Here is a 13669-nt window from a genome sequence, read left to right as displayed (position 1 = left end):
GGTATGAACATGCAGCCTCCCAGCCGGTTTTCTGCAAACTCGGCCCAGATGCCCGTCGCGTTCGACCGGCGCGAGATGTCACATATACTGTCTGTCTATGGCAAGATGGTCGCCGCCGGAGAATGGCGTGACTATGGCATTTCCAACCTGCGCGATATGGCGGTTTTTTCCATTTTCAGACGCACGGCAGAGCATCCGATCTACCGGGTCGAAAAACACCCTCGTCTGCGGTCCAAACAGGGGATGTATTCAGTGATCGGCATGGACGGGCGTATCTTGAAGCGAGGCCATGACCTGCGCACCGTGCTGCGCGTGTTGGAACGCAAGCTGATCCGGTCGGTTGACCTTGATTAGAGCCTTTTGTGGGCTGTTACGGGCCCGTCACCCTGCTCCAGAATCCGTGTGATCGCCTGATCCATTGGCTCGAACGTCACGTCCATGTGGTAGGCGTTGGCATGTAGCAGCATGTTCTCGCCATAGACCCATGCCACGTGGCCTTTCCAGAACAACAGATCCCCGCGTTTGACTGGCGCTCCGGCGGGCAGCGCCGTACCCAGTTCGCGTTCCTGATCGCTGCTATCACCGGGGCAGGGTATGCCGCAGGCCAGCAAGCCGGCCTGAACCAACCCGGAACAATCAATACCGAAGCGACTGTTTCCCCCCCAAAGATAGGGTGTGCCCAGAAACAGCTCGGCCACCGCTACGGGATCGGTCAGGTGCGTTGCGCTGAGTTTGGCGTGAATCGCCGGAATGAACCCCAGTTCTGTTTCCAGAAACCTATTTTGTTCCGACAGCACGCATAATTTGCTGCCGAAACTCAGCGATACGCGGTCCGGGCTTTTCATGTCGGGCTGTTGATAGGCATGTGTCGCGGGCGCGGTGACCCAGTGGGTCTGTTGCGCCTCAGGTCCCAGCTGATCGAACCTGACCCAACCGGGATAGCCGTCCTTGTCCGAGGTGATCCGACTCCACCCATCAGTTTCCTCAACAACATCTACCGGGTCGCCAAACAACAGCTGCCGGTCCCTGGGACCCTTTGGGCTGCGCAAAAGGTCGACAACCGGCTTTATGACGCGCAGGCGGGTCATAGGTTCAGAATCTCGGGCAGGGCGGTCAGAACGGCACGCGGCCCTTGGCCCAGCCCCCCTCTGCTGCGCCCGGGGGCCTTGCTGGGCTGCCAGGAATAGATGTCGAAATGCATATAGCGGCTGTCACCGACAAAGCGGCGCAGGAACAGGGCTGCGGTTATCGAGCCAGCAAATCCGCCGGAAGGCGCGTTGTCCAGATCGGCGATTCCGGGTTCGATCATCGCCTCATAGGGTTCATGGAAAGGCATCCGCCAGACCGGGTCGGCCGATTGCCGACCAGCGTTGGCCAGCGCGTCTGCCGCGCCATCGTCATCAGTGTAAAAGGGCGCCAGATCGGGGCCAACCGCTACCCGTGCCGCGCCGGTAAGGGTCGCCATCGAGATAATCAGGTCAGGTTCACCCTCATCCGCCAGCGCCAATGCGTCGGCCAGAACCAACCGCCCTTCGGCGTCGGTGTTGTTGATCTCAACCGTCAGACCCTTGCGCGAGGTCAGGATATCACCCGGACGAAATGCGTTACCGGCGACCGAGTTTTCGACCGCCGGGATCAGCACGCGCAGTTGCACAGGCAGCTTTGTTGCCATGATCATCCCCGCCAAACCCAGCACATTGGCCGCGCCGCCCATGTCCTTTTTCATCAGGGACATCGAATTCCCTGGTTTCAGATTCAGCCCGCCAGTGTCAAAGCACACACCCTTGCCGACAAGGGTCAGTTTGGGCCCGGTGTCGCCCCATGTCATCTCGATCAGGCGCGGCGCTTGCGCGGCGGCGCGTCCGACCGTGTGAATCAGCGGGAAATTCTGATCCAGCAGGGCGTCGCCTTGAACCGTAGTGCATGTCGCGCCAAATTCCTGCGCCAAATCCTCGGCTGCGGCCTGCAGTTGATCCGGCCCCATGTCCGAGGCCGGTGTGTTGACCAAATCGCGGGTCAGCGCCTCGGCACTGGCCAGCGCCTCGATCCGCGCGGCATCGACACCTTCGGGTGCAACGAGTCGTGCCTTGGCAGGTGATTGATTGGCGTAACGGTCAAAGGCATATCCTGTGAGCAGCCAACCCAGGCACTCGTTGCTTAGCGCATCTGCGGGCACACCGGACGCGATGTGATAAGTTCCCTTCCGCAAGGCTTGGGCCGCCGCTGCCAGCGGGAACCGTTTGCGCGCGCGCTTGCTGCCTTTTCCGTAACCCGCCAAAGCCATTAGGGGCACACCATCCGATTGAGGGATCAGCAGAGCCTGTCCCATGGCCCCGGTGAATCCGCTGGCCTCGACCCACGATGCGATGTGGCTTGGCTGGTCTTTCAGCCAACTGTCGAGATCGGGTTGCGAAATGATATGCAGCGGCACAGAGGGTTCGGACGGCGAAGCGAAGGACAGGGTCATGGACATCTCGGCTGGTTCGATTTGTGCCCAGCCTAGCTGCCCACGATCCGTCCGCAAGCCCCGTCAGAGGGAAAGATCCTGCTGATCCCAGATCACGGTCAGCGATTTCTCACCTACACGGATCAGGCGCGACAGGGTGGCCCCCGTCGCGACCGCATCCCCGGCATCCACAGATTGCGCCACATCACCGGCGACACGGGCCAACGCGGTCATGCCAATCTGTTCGGCAATGGCCACCAGTGACCGCGCGCATTTCCGCAGCCCGGCCCAGTCGCGCTGACGCCAAAACCGCTCGCAGTTTGACAGGCGCACGGCCAATTCCTCGACCGTGCGGCACAATACATCCAATGCGTTCTTGTCGCCCAATTGGCGATACAGCCCGTTCAAGCGGTCTGTATCCAGCCGAACGGTTTCCTTTTGTTCAAGCGTGACTATTTTATCCACCACATCTACCCCAATTCTCTACGCCCCCACGGCATAGGTGGACATTGGCGGTAGAATCCTTTGCAAAACCTTGCGTCGATGCTGGAAAATGGGTCGAATTTTCTGCGAATTCAGGTTACAGCAGCCGACAGACAAAAGAACGGGGACATGAGAATGGACTTAGCCAAACCTCTGCCGACCTATCTGGTCAAGCGGTACCACGGATGGAAAGCCACCACCTATTCGGAGAACCAGGTCTGGTATCGCCGTCTGGCCACCGAAGGGCAGCGCCCGCGTGCGATGGTGATTTCGTGCTGTGACAGCCGGGTTCACGTCACATCGATCTTCGGTGCCGATCAGGGCGAGTTCTTTATTCATCGCAACATCGCCAATCTTGTACCGCCTTATGCCCCCGATGGAGATCACCACGGCACCAGCGCGGCCATCGAATACGCGGTTACGGCGCTGAAAGTCGCGCATTTGATTGTGCTGGGCCATTCGCAATGCGGTGGCGTTCAAGGCTGCATCGACATGTGCAAGGGTAACGCCCCTCAACTGGAAGCAAAAGAAAGCTTCGTTGGTCGCTGGATGGATATCCTGAAACCGAAATATGAACTGGTTGCCGATGTTGAAGACAGCGTCGATCAAGCGCGTCAGTTTGAACGGCAGGCAGTCGTCGCGTCGCTGGAGAACCTGATGACCTTTCCCTTCGTGTCCTCTGCGGTAGATGACGGCTCGCTGAGCTTGCATGGGCTGTGGACCGACATCGGTGAAGGTGGCCTGCAATGCTATGACCCGGCCGAGAAAAAATTCGTGGTTGTCTAAACGGGCCGGCATCTGAGAATTTTCGAATGGCGTGGATCAGGTCTCTGATTTCGCGCCATTTTTTGTTATGATCGAAACCAAACTCTTTCGATCAGGAGCGCGTCATGCGATTCATTAAACGTATTCTCATCACTCTGCTTGTTCTTATCCTGGTTCTGGTTGGCGTGTCATACCTTTTGCCCGGCAAGGCCGAACTGTCCCGCAGCATCACGATCAACGCGCCCGCCAGCGCGATCTTTCCTTACGTGAATTCGATGCAGGAAACTGAAAAATGGTCACCTTGGTTGACGCGCGATCCCGAAACCCAGCTGTCCTACAGCGGACCTGAGGCGGGCGTTGGCAACACCTTGAATTGGGCATCAGAACACCCGCAGGTTGGTACTGGGTCACAGGAAATCGTAGAAAGCGTTCCGGATCAAACCGTCAAAACGGCGCTTGATTTCGGTCCGATGGGGTCCGCATCGGCCTCCTTCGATCTGACGCCGGAGGGTGAACAGACTCAGGTGACCTGGGGGTTCGAATCCGATCTAGGCATGAACCCCATGTCTCGCTGGATGGGCCTGATGATGGATAAGTGGGTCGGCGGAGATTACGAGCGCGGTCTGACAAACCTCAAGGCATTGGTTGAGCAGCAAGGGTGAGCGGCAAATGCCTGAAATCTCATAAAATGCTCGCCCTACAACCTCAGGAGGGAGCCGTTGATGTTTGCTAAGAGGATGCAAAAGTTCCAGAGCCATATGTGTGAATCCGGAATCGACGTTGCCCTCGTTACGGACGACGACAACGTCTACTATTTGACCGGTTACTACGACTACCTTCACATGGAGTTCGGCAGACCAACGATCCTGGTCGTGCACAGCGATGGCGAATGCCTGTTGATCACGCCCACCATTGATCTGAACGCAGCCCTCTCTTTGGCAAAAGTCGGGCGTATCGCCGCGTGGAACGACGGAATGGGCGACGAGTGGAGAGCCGAACTTCCCACCGCAGTAAAGGGCGCATTAAGTGTCGGGGTTGAACCCGATCTTATGCCACCGGTTGTTCGCGCCTTTGTGGAGAAACTTGTTCCTGCAGAACGGATAGTCAGCGTCACGCCAATACTCGCTGAGATGCGCATGATTAAGTCCGTCGATGAACTCAAGTTGGCCCGCCATGCGGGACAGGTGGCCATGGCGATGATGGAGGCCGGACGCAAAACCATTGGAGATGGAGTACCGGAATTTGAAGTCGCGCTCGCGACGTCTCAGGCGGGCACACGAAAGGCTGCAGAGCTTCTAGCTGCGCATTACGATGCGGCAGATATGTCTCCCAACACTCATTTTCTGCAAATCATGGCCTCGGGAGACACCATCACCAAAACCCATCATCGCGCGACCACCCGGATCATGAGACGAGGCGAGCCGGTATTTCTTTGTTTCTGCGGAATGACCAATTTCCACCGTTTCAAACTGGGCTTCGACCGCACTTTCTGGATCGGCGAGATCGTGGATAAGGAACAAGAACGCATCTACGAAGTTGCTGTTGCCAGCCAAGCGGCAGCGTTAGATGCTCTGCGTCCGGGCGTGACCGCCGAAAGCGTACATGCTGCCTATGCAGAGGCCATTCAGAGCGCGGGGTATGAGTATCCGTTTCGATGTGGACGTGCGACGGGATTTAGCTATTTAGAGAAACCGCAGTTGGTTACTGGCGACAAGACCGTCTTGCAGCCTGGAATGATTTTTGCCGTAGATGGGTCGGTAACAGTGGATACGTTTCGTGCGCAGGTAGGCGACAGTTTCATTGTTACGGAAGATGGCTGGGAAGCTGTAACCGAACATCCAAAGTCGTTGGATGCTGTCATTCTCTGAAGACTTTGATCGTACTCTTCACAGGTTCAAAACGCCTGCCGTCTTCCATCCCTTTGTCCGAAGCTGGTGGCCGCGAATTGGCTATACGCAAAAAAGAACCCGCCGGGTCGGCGGGTTCTTCTGACTTAACGTCTTTGGGGTGTATGATCAGCCCTTTTTCAGAACCTCACGGCCCAGCAGTTCCGCAATCTGTACTGCGTTCAGAGCAGCACCTTTGCGCAGGTTGTCAGATACGCACCACAAGTTGATACCATTTTCAACGGTCGAGTCCTGACGGATCCGGCTGATGAACGTGGCAAAATCGCCCGCGCATTCGATCGGCGAGACGTAGCCGCCGGGTTCGCGCTTGTCGATCACCATGATGCCCGGAGCCTCGCGAAGGATGTCACGGGCCTCATCTTCGTCCAGGAATTCCTCGAACTCGATGTTCACGGCCTCAGAGTGGCCAACAAAGACTGGAACGCGGACGCAGGTGGCTGTGACCTTGATCGACGGATCGACGATCTTTTTGGTCTCAACAACCATCTTCCACTCTTCCTTGGTCGAGCCGTCTTCCATGAAGACGTCGATCTGGGGAATGACGTTGAAGGCGATCTGTTTCTGGAACTTGTTCGGCGGCACGTCCGTAGTGGGATTATAGATCGCTTTGGTCTGATCCCACAGCTCGTCCATGCCTTCCTTACCGGCGCCAGACACCGACTGATAGGTCGACACGACGACGCGCTTGATGCGCGCGCGGTCATGCAGCGGCTTCAGCGCGACAACCATCTGCGCGGTCGAGCAGTTGGGGTTGGCGATGATATTCTTGTTTTTGTAGTCGTGGATCGCCTGCGGGTTACATTCCGGTACGATCAGCGGAATGTCCGGGTCATAACGATAGAGCGACGAGTTATCGATCACCACGCAGCCAGCTTTGGCCGCCTTGGGGGCGTAGACCTTGGTCGCCTCGGACCCTACGGCAAACAGCGCCATGTCCCAGCCGGTGAAATCGAACGTGTCCAGATCCTTGGTAGTGAGTGTCGTGTCGCCAAAGCTTACTTCGGTGCCCAGCGAACGACGGCTTGCCAGAACAGCAAGTTCATCGACGGGGAACTGGCGTTCAGCCAGAATGTTCAGCATTTCGCGGCCCACGTTACCCGTGGCGCCGACGACTACGACGCGATAGCCCATTTCATGTCTCCAATGTTAAGGACGCGCGTTCATAGCCGCGTTGCAGCAAATAAAAAAGAGTTTTCGGGGTTTATTTCGCGCAATGACACCGATTTGACGTGGCGCATCGCCTCAGGTGTCGGTCAAAAGACGTTCATAGAGCGCGACAAGCGTCTTTGCCTCACCATTGATGTCGAAATTCTGCTCGATATGGGCGCGGGCGACGGCTCCAGAACGCGCAAGGGAATCGCGGTCGGACAACAACTGGGCGGCGGCGTTGGCCAGCGCGGGGATATCACCAGGTTCGACCACTCGGCCCAGCGACGGGTCGGTGACGATTTCGGAGAACGCGCCTACATCCGTGGCAACAACCGGCACGCCGCAAGCCATTGCTTCCAGCGGCGTCAGGCCGAACCCTTCCCACCGTTGCGGGGCAATGAACAGGTCCAGCACCTGATACCATTCGGCGATCTGATCGACGGTCACCTCGGGCATGAACAGAATGCGGTCGGACAGGCCCGCCTTGGCGACCTTGTCCTTCAGTTCGGTCAGGAAGCTGGTGTGCTTTTCCGTGGCGCGGCCCATGACGATGCCATGGACGTCGTCGAAGCGGTCGCACAGGTCGATCATTGCGTCGACAAAGGCATCGGTGCCCTTCTGGTGACGAATGCGGCCGTAGCAGCCCAGCAATAGACCATCTGGCAAACCCAGCCGCGCGCGAACTGCGGCTTTGTCTTCGGGCGGTGTGAAATCCTGCAAGTTGATGCCATGCATGATGACTTGCGCATCTCTCTCCAGATACCCGGCGGTTTTGCGCGAAGTCGCGACGACCGCATCCATTTTGTCGATCAGCCATTTGGTGTAACCCGAATGCGCGCGTTGCGAGGCGCTGGTGAACAGCAACTTCAACCGCAGCCGCAGCACGTTGCGCAGGATCAGACCCAGCAGCATCTCGGTATTGCGGCGCGCGTGCCAGACACGCAGCGTTTTGCGCGACAGAAAGGGCAGTCGGCCCAGCGGGATATGTGGGACGTCATCCGGCAGACCCGGCCCGGTAGCGGCGATGTCGATCCACTGCACTTGCAACGGCACCAATCGGGCAATCGTCGCGGTCACACCTGAAAGCCTGCGTTTGAGGTTGGGGGCAATGACGCGCGGGTCGGACATGGACACTCCTGGCAGTTCCAGCGTCAGTCGACGCTGTCTCGGCTGAACAGATAGATCACACAGCCAATGGCCAGCGTGACCGCAAAAAAGCCGAATATCGCTGTGTAGGGCGCGGTTGGGCTGATGTCCACCGTGGCGGCATGGATGCGGCCGGTGACGAATTGCGCGAGTCCTACACCGCCAATGCCGAAGAGGTTCAGCAAGGTCATGCCGCGCCCAACCAGATGCGGCGGCACAAAGGCCCGTCCATGAGCCATGATGACCGGAAAGCTGGCCCCCAGAAACCCGATCGCTGCCATCAGAACTACCGACAGCCAAACCGCGTTGTCGACCCAAAGGCACATCAGAACCAGCCCCACTGTGCCCAGCGCGTTGCCGCCAAAGATCACCCATTTTCGGGTGCCCAGCATTCGATCGAGCGGCCCATACGCAAATGTACCTGCAATCATCGCGGCCCCCATGATCAAGGTCGCTGTCCCGATCTGGGTGGTGCTAAGGCCGAAGATATCGCTGAGGTATGGCCCGGCCCAAAGGCCGCGCGTTGCCGCCGACGGGGCATAGGCCACCAGCATCAGCGGCAAGATCGCCCACAGGGCGGGCTCTTTCAGCAGGTCCAGCACCGATCCCCTGTGTTCGGTCTCGACACGTTTGGGATCATGCACGCTGAACCAGATGCCCAACGCGATCGCGGCGGAAAAAACGGCCAGCGTCCCCATCGTGGCGCGCCATCCCATCAGCTCGACCGCCAGCGCAGTAGGGTACGATGCGACAAGATTACCAACCGATCCAACTCCCAGCATGACAGCCGCCAAAGTGGCGAAGCGGGCAGGTGGGAATTCGCGGGCGAAGATATAGTAAGACGCCATCAAAACGGGTGAGCAGCCGACCCCGATCAGCCCCATGGCGATGGCGATGTGAAAGGGAGTGCTGGATAGGGCAAACAATGCCGCTCCGCCGGCACCACCGACCAGCAGCAAGACCGCCGCCGTCAGGCGCGGTCCAACTCGGTCCAATGCCCAGCCTACGGGCAACTGCATGGCGGCAAAGATCAGAAACCAAAGACCTGACGCAAAGGCCAGATCCTCGGGCGTGGCCCCGATATCGCGCCCCAGATCAACGCTGAGAACTGCGAGAAAGGCGCGAAAGAACTGGCTGAGCACATAGCCCAGGCACAACACCACCAGACCTGCCTTCATGAAAACCCTCTCCCCCAAACCGGCGAAGAAATGCTTGGCACGTCACGGTGCCACACACAAGCGCGTGTGCTATACCGATTTCACCGGACAGTGATCATATTCGGGCTATCCTTGTTCTTACCGATTATCCGAGGTGCCAATGAAAGACGCCCAGGCCGCGTTCTATGACAGTCTTCCCCTGTTGCGGGACTTTACCCGTTTGGTGGATCCGGCGCGTTTCTCTGCTGTTCCGGGCGATTGGGCGTTGGGCGTGGCTGATATCGTTGACTCCACCGGTGAGATCGCAAAAGGGCGATACAAGACGGTGAATATGGTCGGCGCGGCGGTGATCTCGGCTATGATCAACGCGCTCCACGGCAAGGAGTTCCCTTATGTTTTTGGCGGCGACGGCGCCGGATTCGCCGTGCCCGCAAGTGAGATCGACACCGCCAAAGCGGTTTTGGCGGACCTCAGGCGCTGGGCGGAAGAAGAATTCTCGATCTCGCTACGCGCGGCGTTGATTCCGGTGGCCGAAATTCGTAAGGCAGGAAAAGACCTGCGGGTCGCGCGCTATGCGCCGTCCGACGGGGTAGATTACGCCATGTTCTCAGGCGGCGGGTTAGCCTGGGCCGAGGCACAGATGAAGGCTGGTACCTTTACGGTGCCGCCTGCCAAACCTGGTGCACAGCCCGACCTAACCGGTTTGTCCTGCCGTTGGTCCAACAGCAAGGCACGCAATGGTCAGATCGTCTCGGTCGTCGTTCAGCCCACAGCAAATGCGACCGAGAGTGACTTTGCGGATTTGGCCCGCTCGGTTCTGTCAGCTTCGGAGGGGTTGGAGCGTTCGGGTCATCCAGTACCAGAAGATGGCCCGCCGATCAGCTGGCCGCCGCCGGATGTTGGCCTGGATGCCCGCGTATCACGAGCCGGGAACAATTTGTTGCTGCAGCGGATCAAATTGCTGGGCCAGAACTTTTTGATCGCCCTGTTGTTCGTATCGGGTAAACGGTTGGGCAACTTCGAACCCGGGCACTACAAGCGTATGGTCAGCCGTAACGCCGATTACCGTAAATTCGATGACGGGCTGAAAATGACGCTGGATTGTGACGCCGCCACGTTGACGCAAATCCGGATGATGCTTGAACAGGCGCGCGGACAGGGAAAGATCCGCTATGGGCTGCATGCGCAGGACGAGGCGATGATGACCTGTATCGTCCCCTCGGCGACGCGCGACGATCATGTTCACTTTGTGGATGGGGCTTCGGGTGGTTATGCGCAGGCCGCTGCCACCATGTACGCCTGACGCGCTATTTAGCTTTCCATTTTGCCGCCAACGTCCGGGATGCCTGCGCCAGCAACATCACATCAATGCCGACCGCAAGAAACTGTGCACCCATTTCATAATATGCTTGACTGGCCTCGTCATTGGTGCCCAGAATGCCGGGCGCTTTGCCGGCGGCCTTGATACGCGCTATGGCATCCGCAATGACAGCGCGCACTTCGGGTGCTGCGCTGTTTCCCTGAAACCCCATGTCCGTGGACAGGTCCGCTGGGCCAATGAACACCCCGTCGATGCCGTCGACCTTCAGGATATCATCCAGCGCGGCAATTCCGGCGCGGTTTTCCACTTGCACCAGAAGGCAGATTTGGTCGTCTGCAGTTTGAATGTACTCGGGGATCGAGCCGTACATTGTCGCCCGGGCCGCACCGGCCCCAACGCCGCGCACACCTGACGGCGGATAGTGGCAGTCCCGAACCAACTGTCGCGCCTGATCGGCGGTTTCGACCATAGGTACCAGAACGGTTTGCGCCCCGGCATCCAGCACCATCTTGATCAAAGCGGTGTCGCCAACCGGAACCCGCACCACCGGATGCGAGGCGCAGGCCGCCAACGCCATAAGCTGATCACGTATTGATCGGATATCGTTCGGCGCATGTTCACCATCAATGACCAGCCAGTCGAACCCGGCGGTGCCCATAATTTCGGCAGTGATGGATTCGGCAAAACTCATCCAGCAGCCGATCTGTCGATCTCCCCTTCTTAGAGCCTGTTTGAAGCTGTTTTTCTGGACTGGCATGGCCGGACCTCCTGTTTATGTAAGTGAGCGGGCGATTTCGGTTATGACGTCATAGGCCATTCGAACATCGTCTTCGGTGGTTTCGAACTGACCGGCCTGGAACCGGATCACCAGGTCGCCATCCACGCGGGTTTGCGTCAAATAGATGCGGCCGTCGTCATTGATGGCGTTCACCAGGCGCAGGTTCAAATCGTCCAGATCTGTTTGGCCCGTGGGTGCATAGCGGAACGTCCAAAGCGACCACATGGGCTGGGTCACGATTTGGAAATCCGCCTCGGCAGCCAGTCGATCATGCAGCGCCACGGACCAGTTCACGTGATTGCGCAGCCGCGCGCGCAGCCCTTCCAGACCATAGGCCCGTATTACAAACCACAGCTTGAGCGCCCGGAACCGGCGACCCAGAGGCACCGACCATTCCGAATAGTTGATGATCCCATCCTTGCCGTGAGTTTTGAGGTATTCCGGGCTGATCGCCAGCGTCTGCACCAGATCATCGGGGTCTTTCAGGAAATGCGCGCAGCAATCGAACTGCACGCCCAGCCATTTATGCGGGTTGAACACGATGCTGTCGGCTTGATCCACGCCAGGCCAGTAGTGGCGGTATTCCGGGCAAATCATAGCCGATCCGGCCCAGGCCGCATCTACGTGGGAATAAAGCCCGTATTTCTGGGCGATCTTCAGGCATTCATCAACGGGATCGGTGGCCCCCGTTCCCGTGCCACCAATGCAAAGGATGACGCCTGCCGGATGCAAACCAGAGTCTAAATCGGCCTGAATCGCTGCTTCCAGTGCTGCGGGATCCATCCCGCGCCAATCTCCCTTGATCGGAATCCGCACCAGATTGTCTTGCCCGATCCCCGCAACCCAAATGGCACGATCGACCGAGGTGTGCACTTCGGCCGAGCAATAGACGCGCAGGGGTTTCTGCCCAAAAAGACCCTGTTGATTTCCCTGCCATTTCAACGCCTTTTCGCGCATCGTTAGCACGGCAGCCAGAGTCGCGGATGAGGCGGAGTCCTGAATAACGCCAGCGAAACCCTTGGGCAGATCCAGCGCGTGGCGCAACCAGTCCATCATCCGCGTTTCCAATTCGGTCGCGGCTGGTGAGGTCTGCCACAACATACATTGCGGTGCGATGGCGCTGGCCAGAAACTCGGCTAGGACCGACGGGGCAGAGGCGTTCGAATTGAAATAGGCAAAGAACCTTGGATGTTGCCAATGGGTTATCCCCGGCATCACGATCTGTTCGAAATCCTGAAACACGTCCTCCAGTGGCTGTGCGTGCTCGGGTGGCAGCGCGGGTAGGGCGTTGAGGATATCCCCCGGCTCAGTCCGGGCGCGGACGGGTTTGTCGCCTACAGTCAGGTGGTAATCCTGCGTCCACTCGGCAATTCGTTTGCCCCAATCCGAAAACTCGTCCCACTTCATCGCAACCCTCAGATTTCTGCCAACCCCGGGATTGGACCGGGACTTAGTTTCTTTGTGCGTCCAGTGATCGTCATTCTGAAGAAAACGTCAATATTAATTGCTTTGTTTACTAATTTTGACATGCGTCTCGATGCAGCACCGCGCCTAAAAGGGTCGTATATTACACAGTCAAGTTCCTGATATCATGGGTAAAATGCTTGACCAGTTGCAGTTTGATCCAATTTGGGCAAAAATTCCACTATGACCAGCGACTTGCCTAATACGTCCCGCTCATTGCCGATTGCACTGTTGCGGGCGCGCGAAAGGGTCATGGGGCCCATTCGACATATGCTGGCTGATGCGGGTGTTACGGAACAGCAATGGCGCGTTCTGCGTGTTCTGAAAGAAGAAGGCCCTCAAGAGCCAACGCATATCGCGGATCGATCGTGCCTTTTGTTGCCCAGTCTGACGCGCATTCTGCAAAAACTGGAAGCCAAGGATTTGATCCGGCGTCGGGTCCATCCCGAGGATAAGCGTCGTCAGATAATCGATATCACGGCCAAGGGCGAAAAGATCATCCAAGACAACATGCAGGTGACACTTCGTCTGGCTGAAGAGATCAAGACCCAGCTGGGCCCGGATCGGCACGAAGCGCTGCTGGACCTGCTGAACGATCTGCATGATTTGAAGACCTGATCGCACGTCGGGCATGCAAAGGCTTTTGCCCCCGCCAGAGAAGTATGGGTATCCTCCGGCGGGGTGGCCAGACTTTGACTGGACTGCGTGTCTGGCCTGTGGCCGGATGGATTTATCCGGCTCACACCTCAGAGAAACAGCCACCTGAAAATAGGCGGACATCCGGACGCAAAGACCGTGTGGGGGTACAGGTCTTTGGCCGTCGCTCTCTGATTCAGTTGCACCCGCCTACAGGCAAATCACCTGATCAGCGACGGGTGGATTTCGGATATCGCCAGGGAATGAGTGTCAAAACGATGGTGGCGTGATCCATGATACAACCAAAGGTAGCGCGCACCCAAGGCTTTCCAAGGCGAAACTTTGAATTGTGAACAGCCAGCGACGGGGCTAGTTCGCGTGATGGTGATGCTAGGCGCGACCCTGCATGGCTTGTTC

Annotated in this window: 14 protein-coding genes; 6 read left to right on the top strand and 8 right to left on the bottom strand. The window is 58.1% G+C overall.

What is annotated here, in order from left to right; genetic code table 11:
- Positions 1–3 precede the first annotated feature (3 nt).
- The gene (locus AC2FLA_RS06300; RefSeq protein ID WP_058275250.1) at positions 4–354 is read left to right on the top strand and encodes a DUF2794 domain-containing protein; all 351 of its coding nucleotides are present in this window, start codon (positions 4–6) and stop codon (positions 352–354) included.
- On the opposite strand, the gene AC2FLA_RS06295 is transcribed toward AC2FLA_RS06300, so the two are convergent.
- From AC2FLA_RS06295 to AC2FLA_RS06285, 3 genes are all read right to left on the bottom strand, one after another.
- Positions 351–1088: a C40 family peptidase gene (locus AC2FLA_RS06295; protein WP_496721303.1), complete on the bottom strand. Its 738-nt coding sequence runs from the start codon at positions 1086–1088 to the stop codon at positions 351–353. The two genes, AC2FLA_RS06300 and AC2FLA_RS06295, sit on opposite strands and share 4 nt — an antisense overlap.
- Complete coding sequence (locus AC2FLA_RS06290) at positions 1085–2467, bottom strand: leucyl aminopeptidase family protein (RefSeq protein WP_496721302.1); 1383 nt, start codon at positions 2465–2467, stop codon at positions 1085–1087. Before AC2FLA_RS06290 ends, AC2FLA_RS06295 begins: the two co-directional genes overlap by 4 nt.
- A 63-nt stretch (positions 2468–2530) precedes the next feature.
- Positions 2531–2911, bottom strand: a complete 381-nt coding sequence (locus AC2FLA_RS06285; RefSeq protein WP_496721301.1) for a hypothetical protein — start codon at positions 2909–2911, stop codon at positions 2531–2533.
- A gap of 153 nt (positions 2912–3064) precedes the next feature.
- Between AC2FLA_RS06285 and AC2FLA_RS06280 the strand changes: the two genes are divergently transcribed.
- The 3 genes from AC2FLA_RS06280 (at position 3065) to AC2FLA_RS06270 (ending at position 5562) form a co-directional block, all read left to right on the top strand.
- On the top strand, positions 3065–3715 hold the full coding sequence (locus AC2FLA_RS06280) for a carbonic anhydrase (protein WP_113791237.1): 651 nt from the start codon (positions 3065–3067) through the stop codon (positions 3713–3715).
- Between the two features lie 104 nt (positions 3716–3819).
- Positions 3820–4356, top strand: coding sequence for an SRPBCC family protein (locus AC2FLA_RS06275; protein WP_496721300.1), 537 nt, complete (start codon positions 3820–3822; stop codon positions 4354–4356).
- Positions 4357–4416: 60 nt separating this feature from the next.
- Positions 4417–5562 (top strand): M24 family metallopeptidase, encoded by a 1146-nt coding sequence (locus AC2FLA_RS06270; protein WP_496721385.1) that lies wholly within the window; start codon positions 4417–4419, stop codon positions 5560–5562.
- A gap of 147 nt (positions 5563–5709) precedes the next feature.
- On the opposite strand, the gene AC2FLA_RS06265 is transcribed toward AC2FLA_RS06270, so the two are convergent.
- The 3 genes from AC2FLA_RS06265 to AC2FLA_RS06255 form a co-directional block, all read right to left on the bottom strand.
- On the bottom strand, positions 5710–6732 hold the full coding sequence (locus tag AC2FLA_RS06265; protein ID WP_058275078.1) for an aspartate-semialdehyde dehydrogenase: 1023 nt from the start codon (positions 6730–6732) through the stop codon (positions 5710–5712).
- 111 nt (positions 6733–6843) lie between these two features.
- Positions 6844–7878: a glycosyltransferase family 4 protein gene (locus AC2FLA_RS06260; protein WP_496721299.1), complete on the bottom strand. Its 1035-nt coding sequence runs from the start codon at positions 7876–7878 to the stop codon at positions 6844–6846.
- Between the two features lie 23 nt (positions 7879–7901).
- The gene (locus AC2FLA_RS06255) at positions 7902–9074 is read right to left on the bottom strand and encodes an MFS transporter (RefSeq protein ID WP_496721298.1); all 1173 of its coding nucleotides are present in this window, start codon (positions 9072–9074) and stop codon (positions 7902–7904) included.
- Between the two features lie 139 nt (positions 9075–9213).
- Here AC2FLA_RS06255 and AC2FLA_RS06250 point away from each other — a divergent pair, with 139 nt between their 5' ends.
- Positions 9214–10356, top strand: coding sequence for a DUF3095 domain-containing protein (locus tag AC2FLA_RS06250; protein WP_496721297.1), 1143 nt, complete (start codon positions 9214–9216; stop codon positions 10354–10356).
- Positions 10357–10360: 4 nt separating this feature from the next.
- On the opposite strand, the gene AC2FLA_RS06245 is transcribed toward AC2FLA_RS06250, so the two are convergent.
- Positions 10361–11131, bottom strand: a complete 771-nt coding sequence (locus tag AC2FLA_RS06245; protein ID WP_496721296.1) for an HpcH/HpaI aldolase family protein — start codon at positions 11129–11131, stop codon at positions 10361–10363.
- Between the two features lie 15 nt (positions 11132–11146).
- Complete coding sequence (locus tag AC2FLA_RS06240; RefSeq protein ID WP_496721295.1) at positions 11147–12559, bottom strand: pyridoxal phosphate-dependent decarboxylase family protein; 1413 nt, start codon at positions 12557–12559, stop codon at positions 11147–11149.
- A 240-nt stretch (positions 12560–12799) separates the two neighbouring features.
- Between AC2FLA_RS06240 and hpaR the strand changes: the two genes are divergently transcribed.
- Positions 12800–13234 (top strand): homoprotocatechuate degradation operon regulator HpaR, encoded by a 435-nt coding sequence (gene hpaR, locus AC2FLA_RS06235; RefSeq protein ID WP_496721294.1) that lies wholly within the window; start codon positions 12800–12802, stop codon positions 13232–13234.
- The last annotated feature ends 435 nt before the right edge of the window (positions 13235–13669 follow it).

It is taken from the genome of Ruegeria sp. CDSA033 (assembly GCF_059612305.1).
The sequence above is the reverse complement of the archived record's forward strand: the minus strand, read 5'-3'. Positions and strand labels throughout refer to the sequence as shown.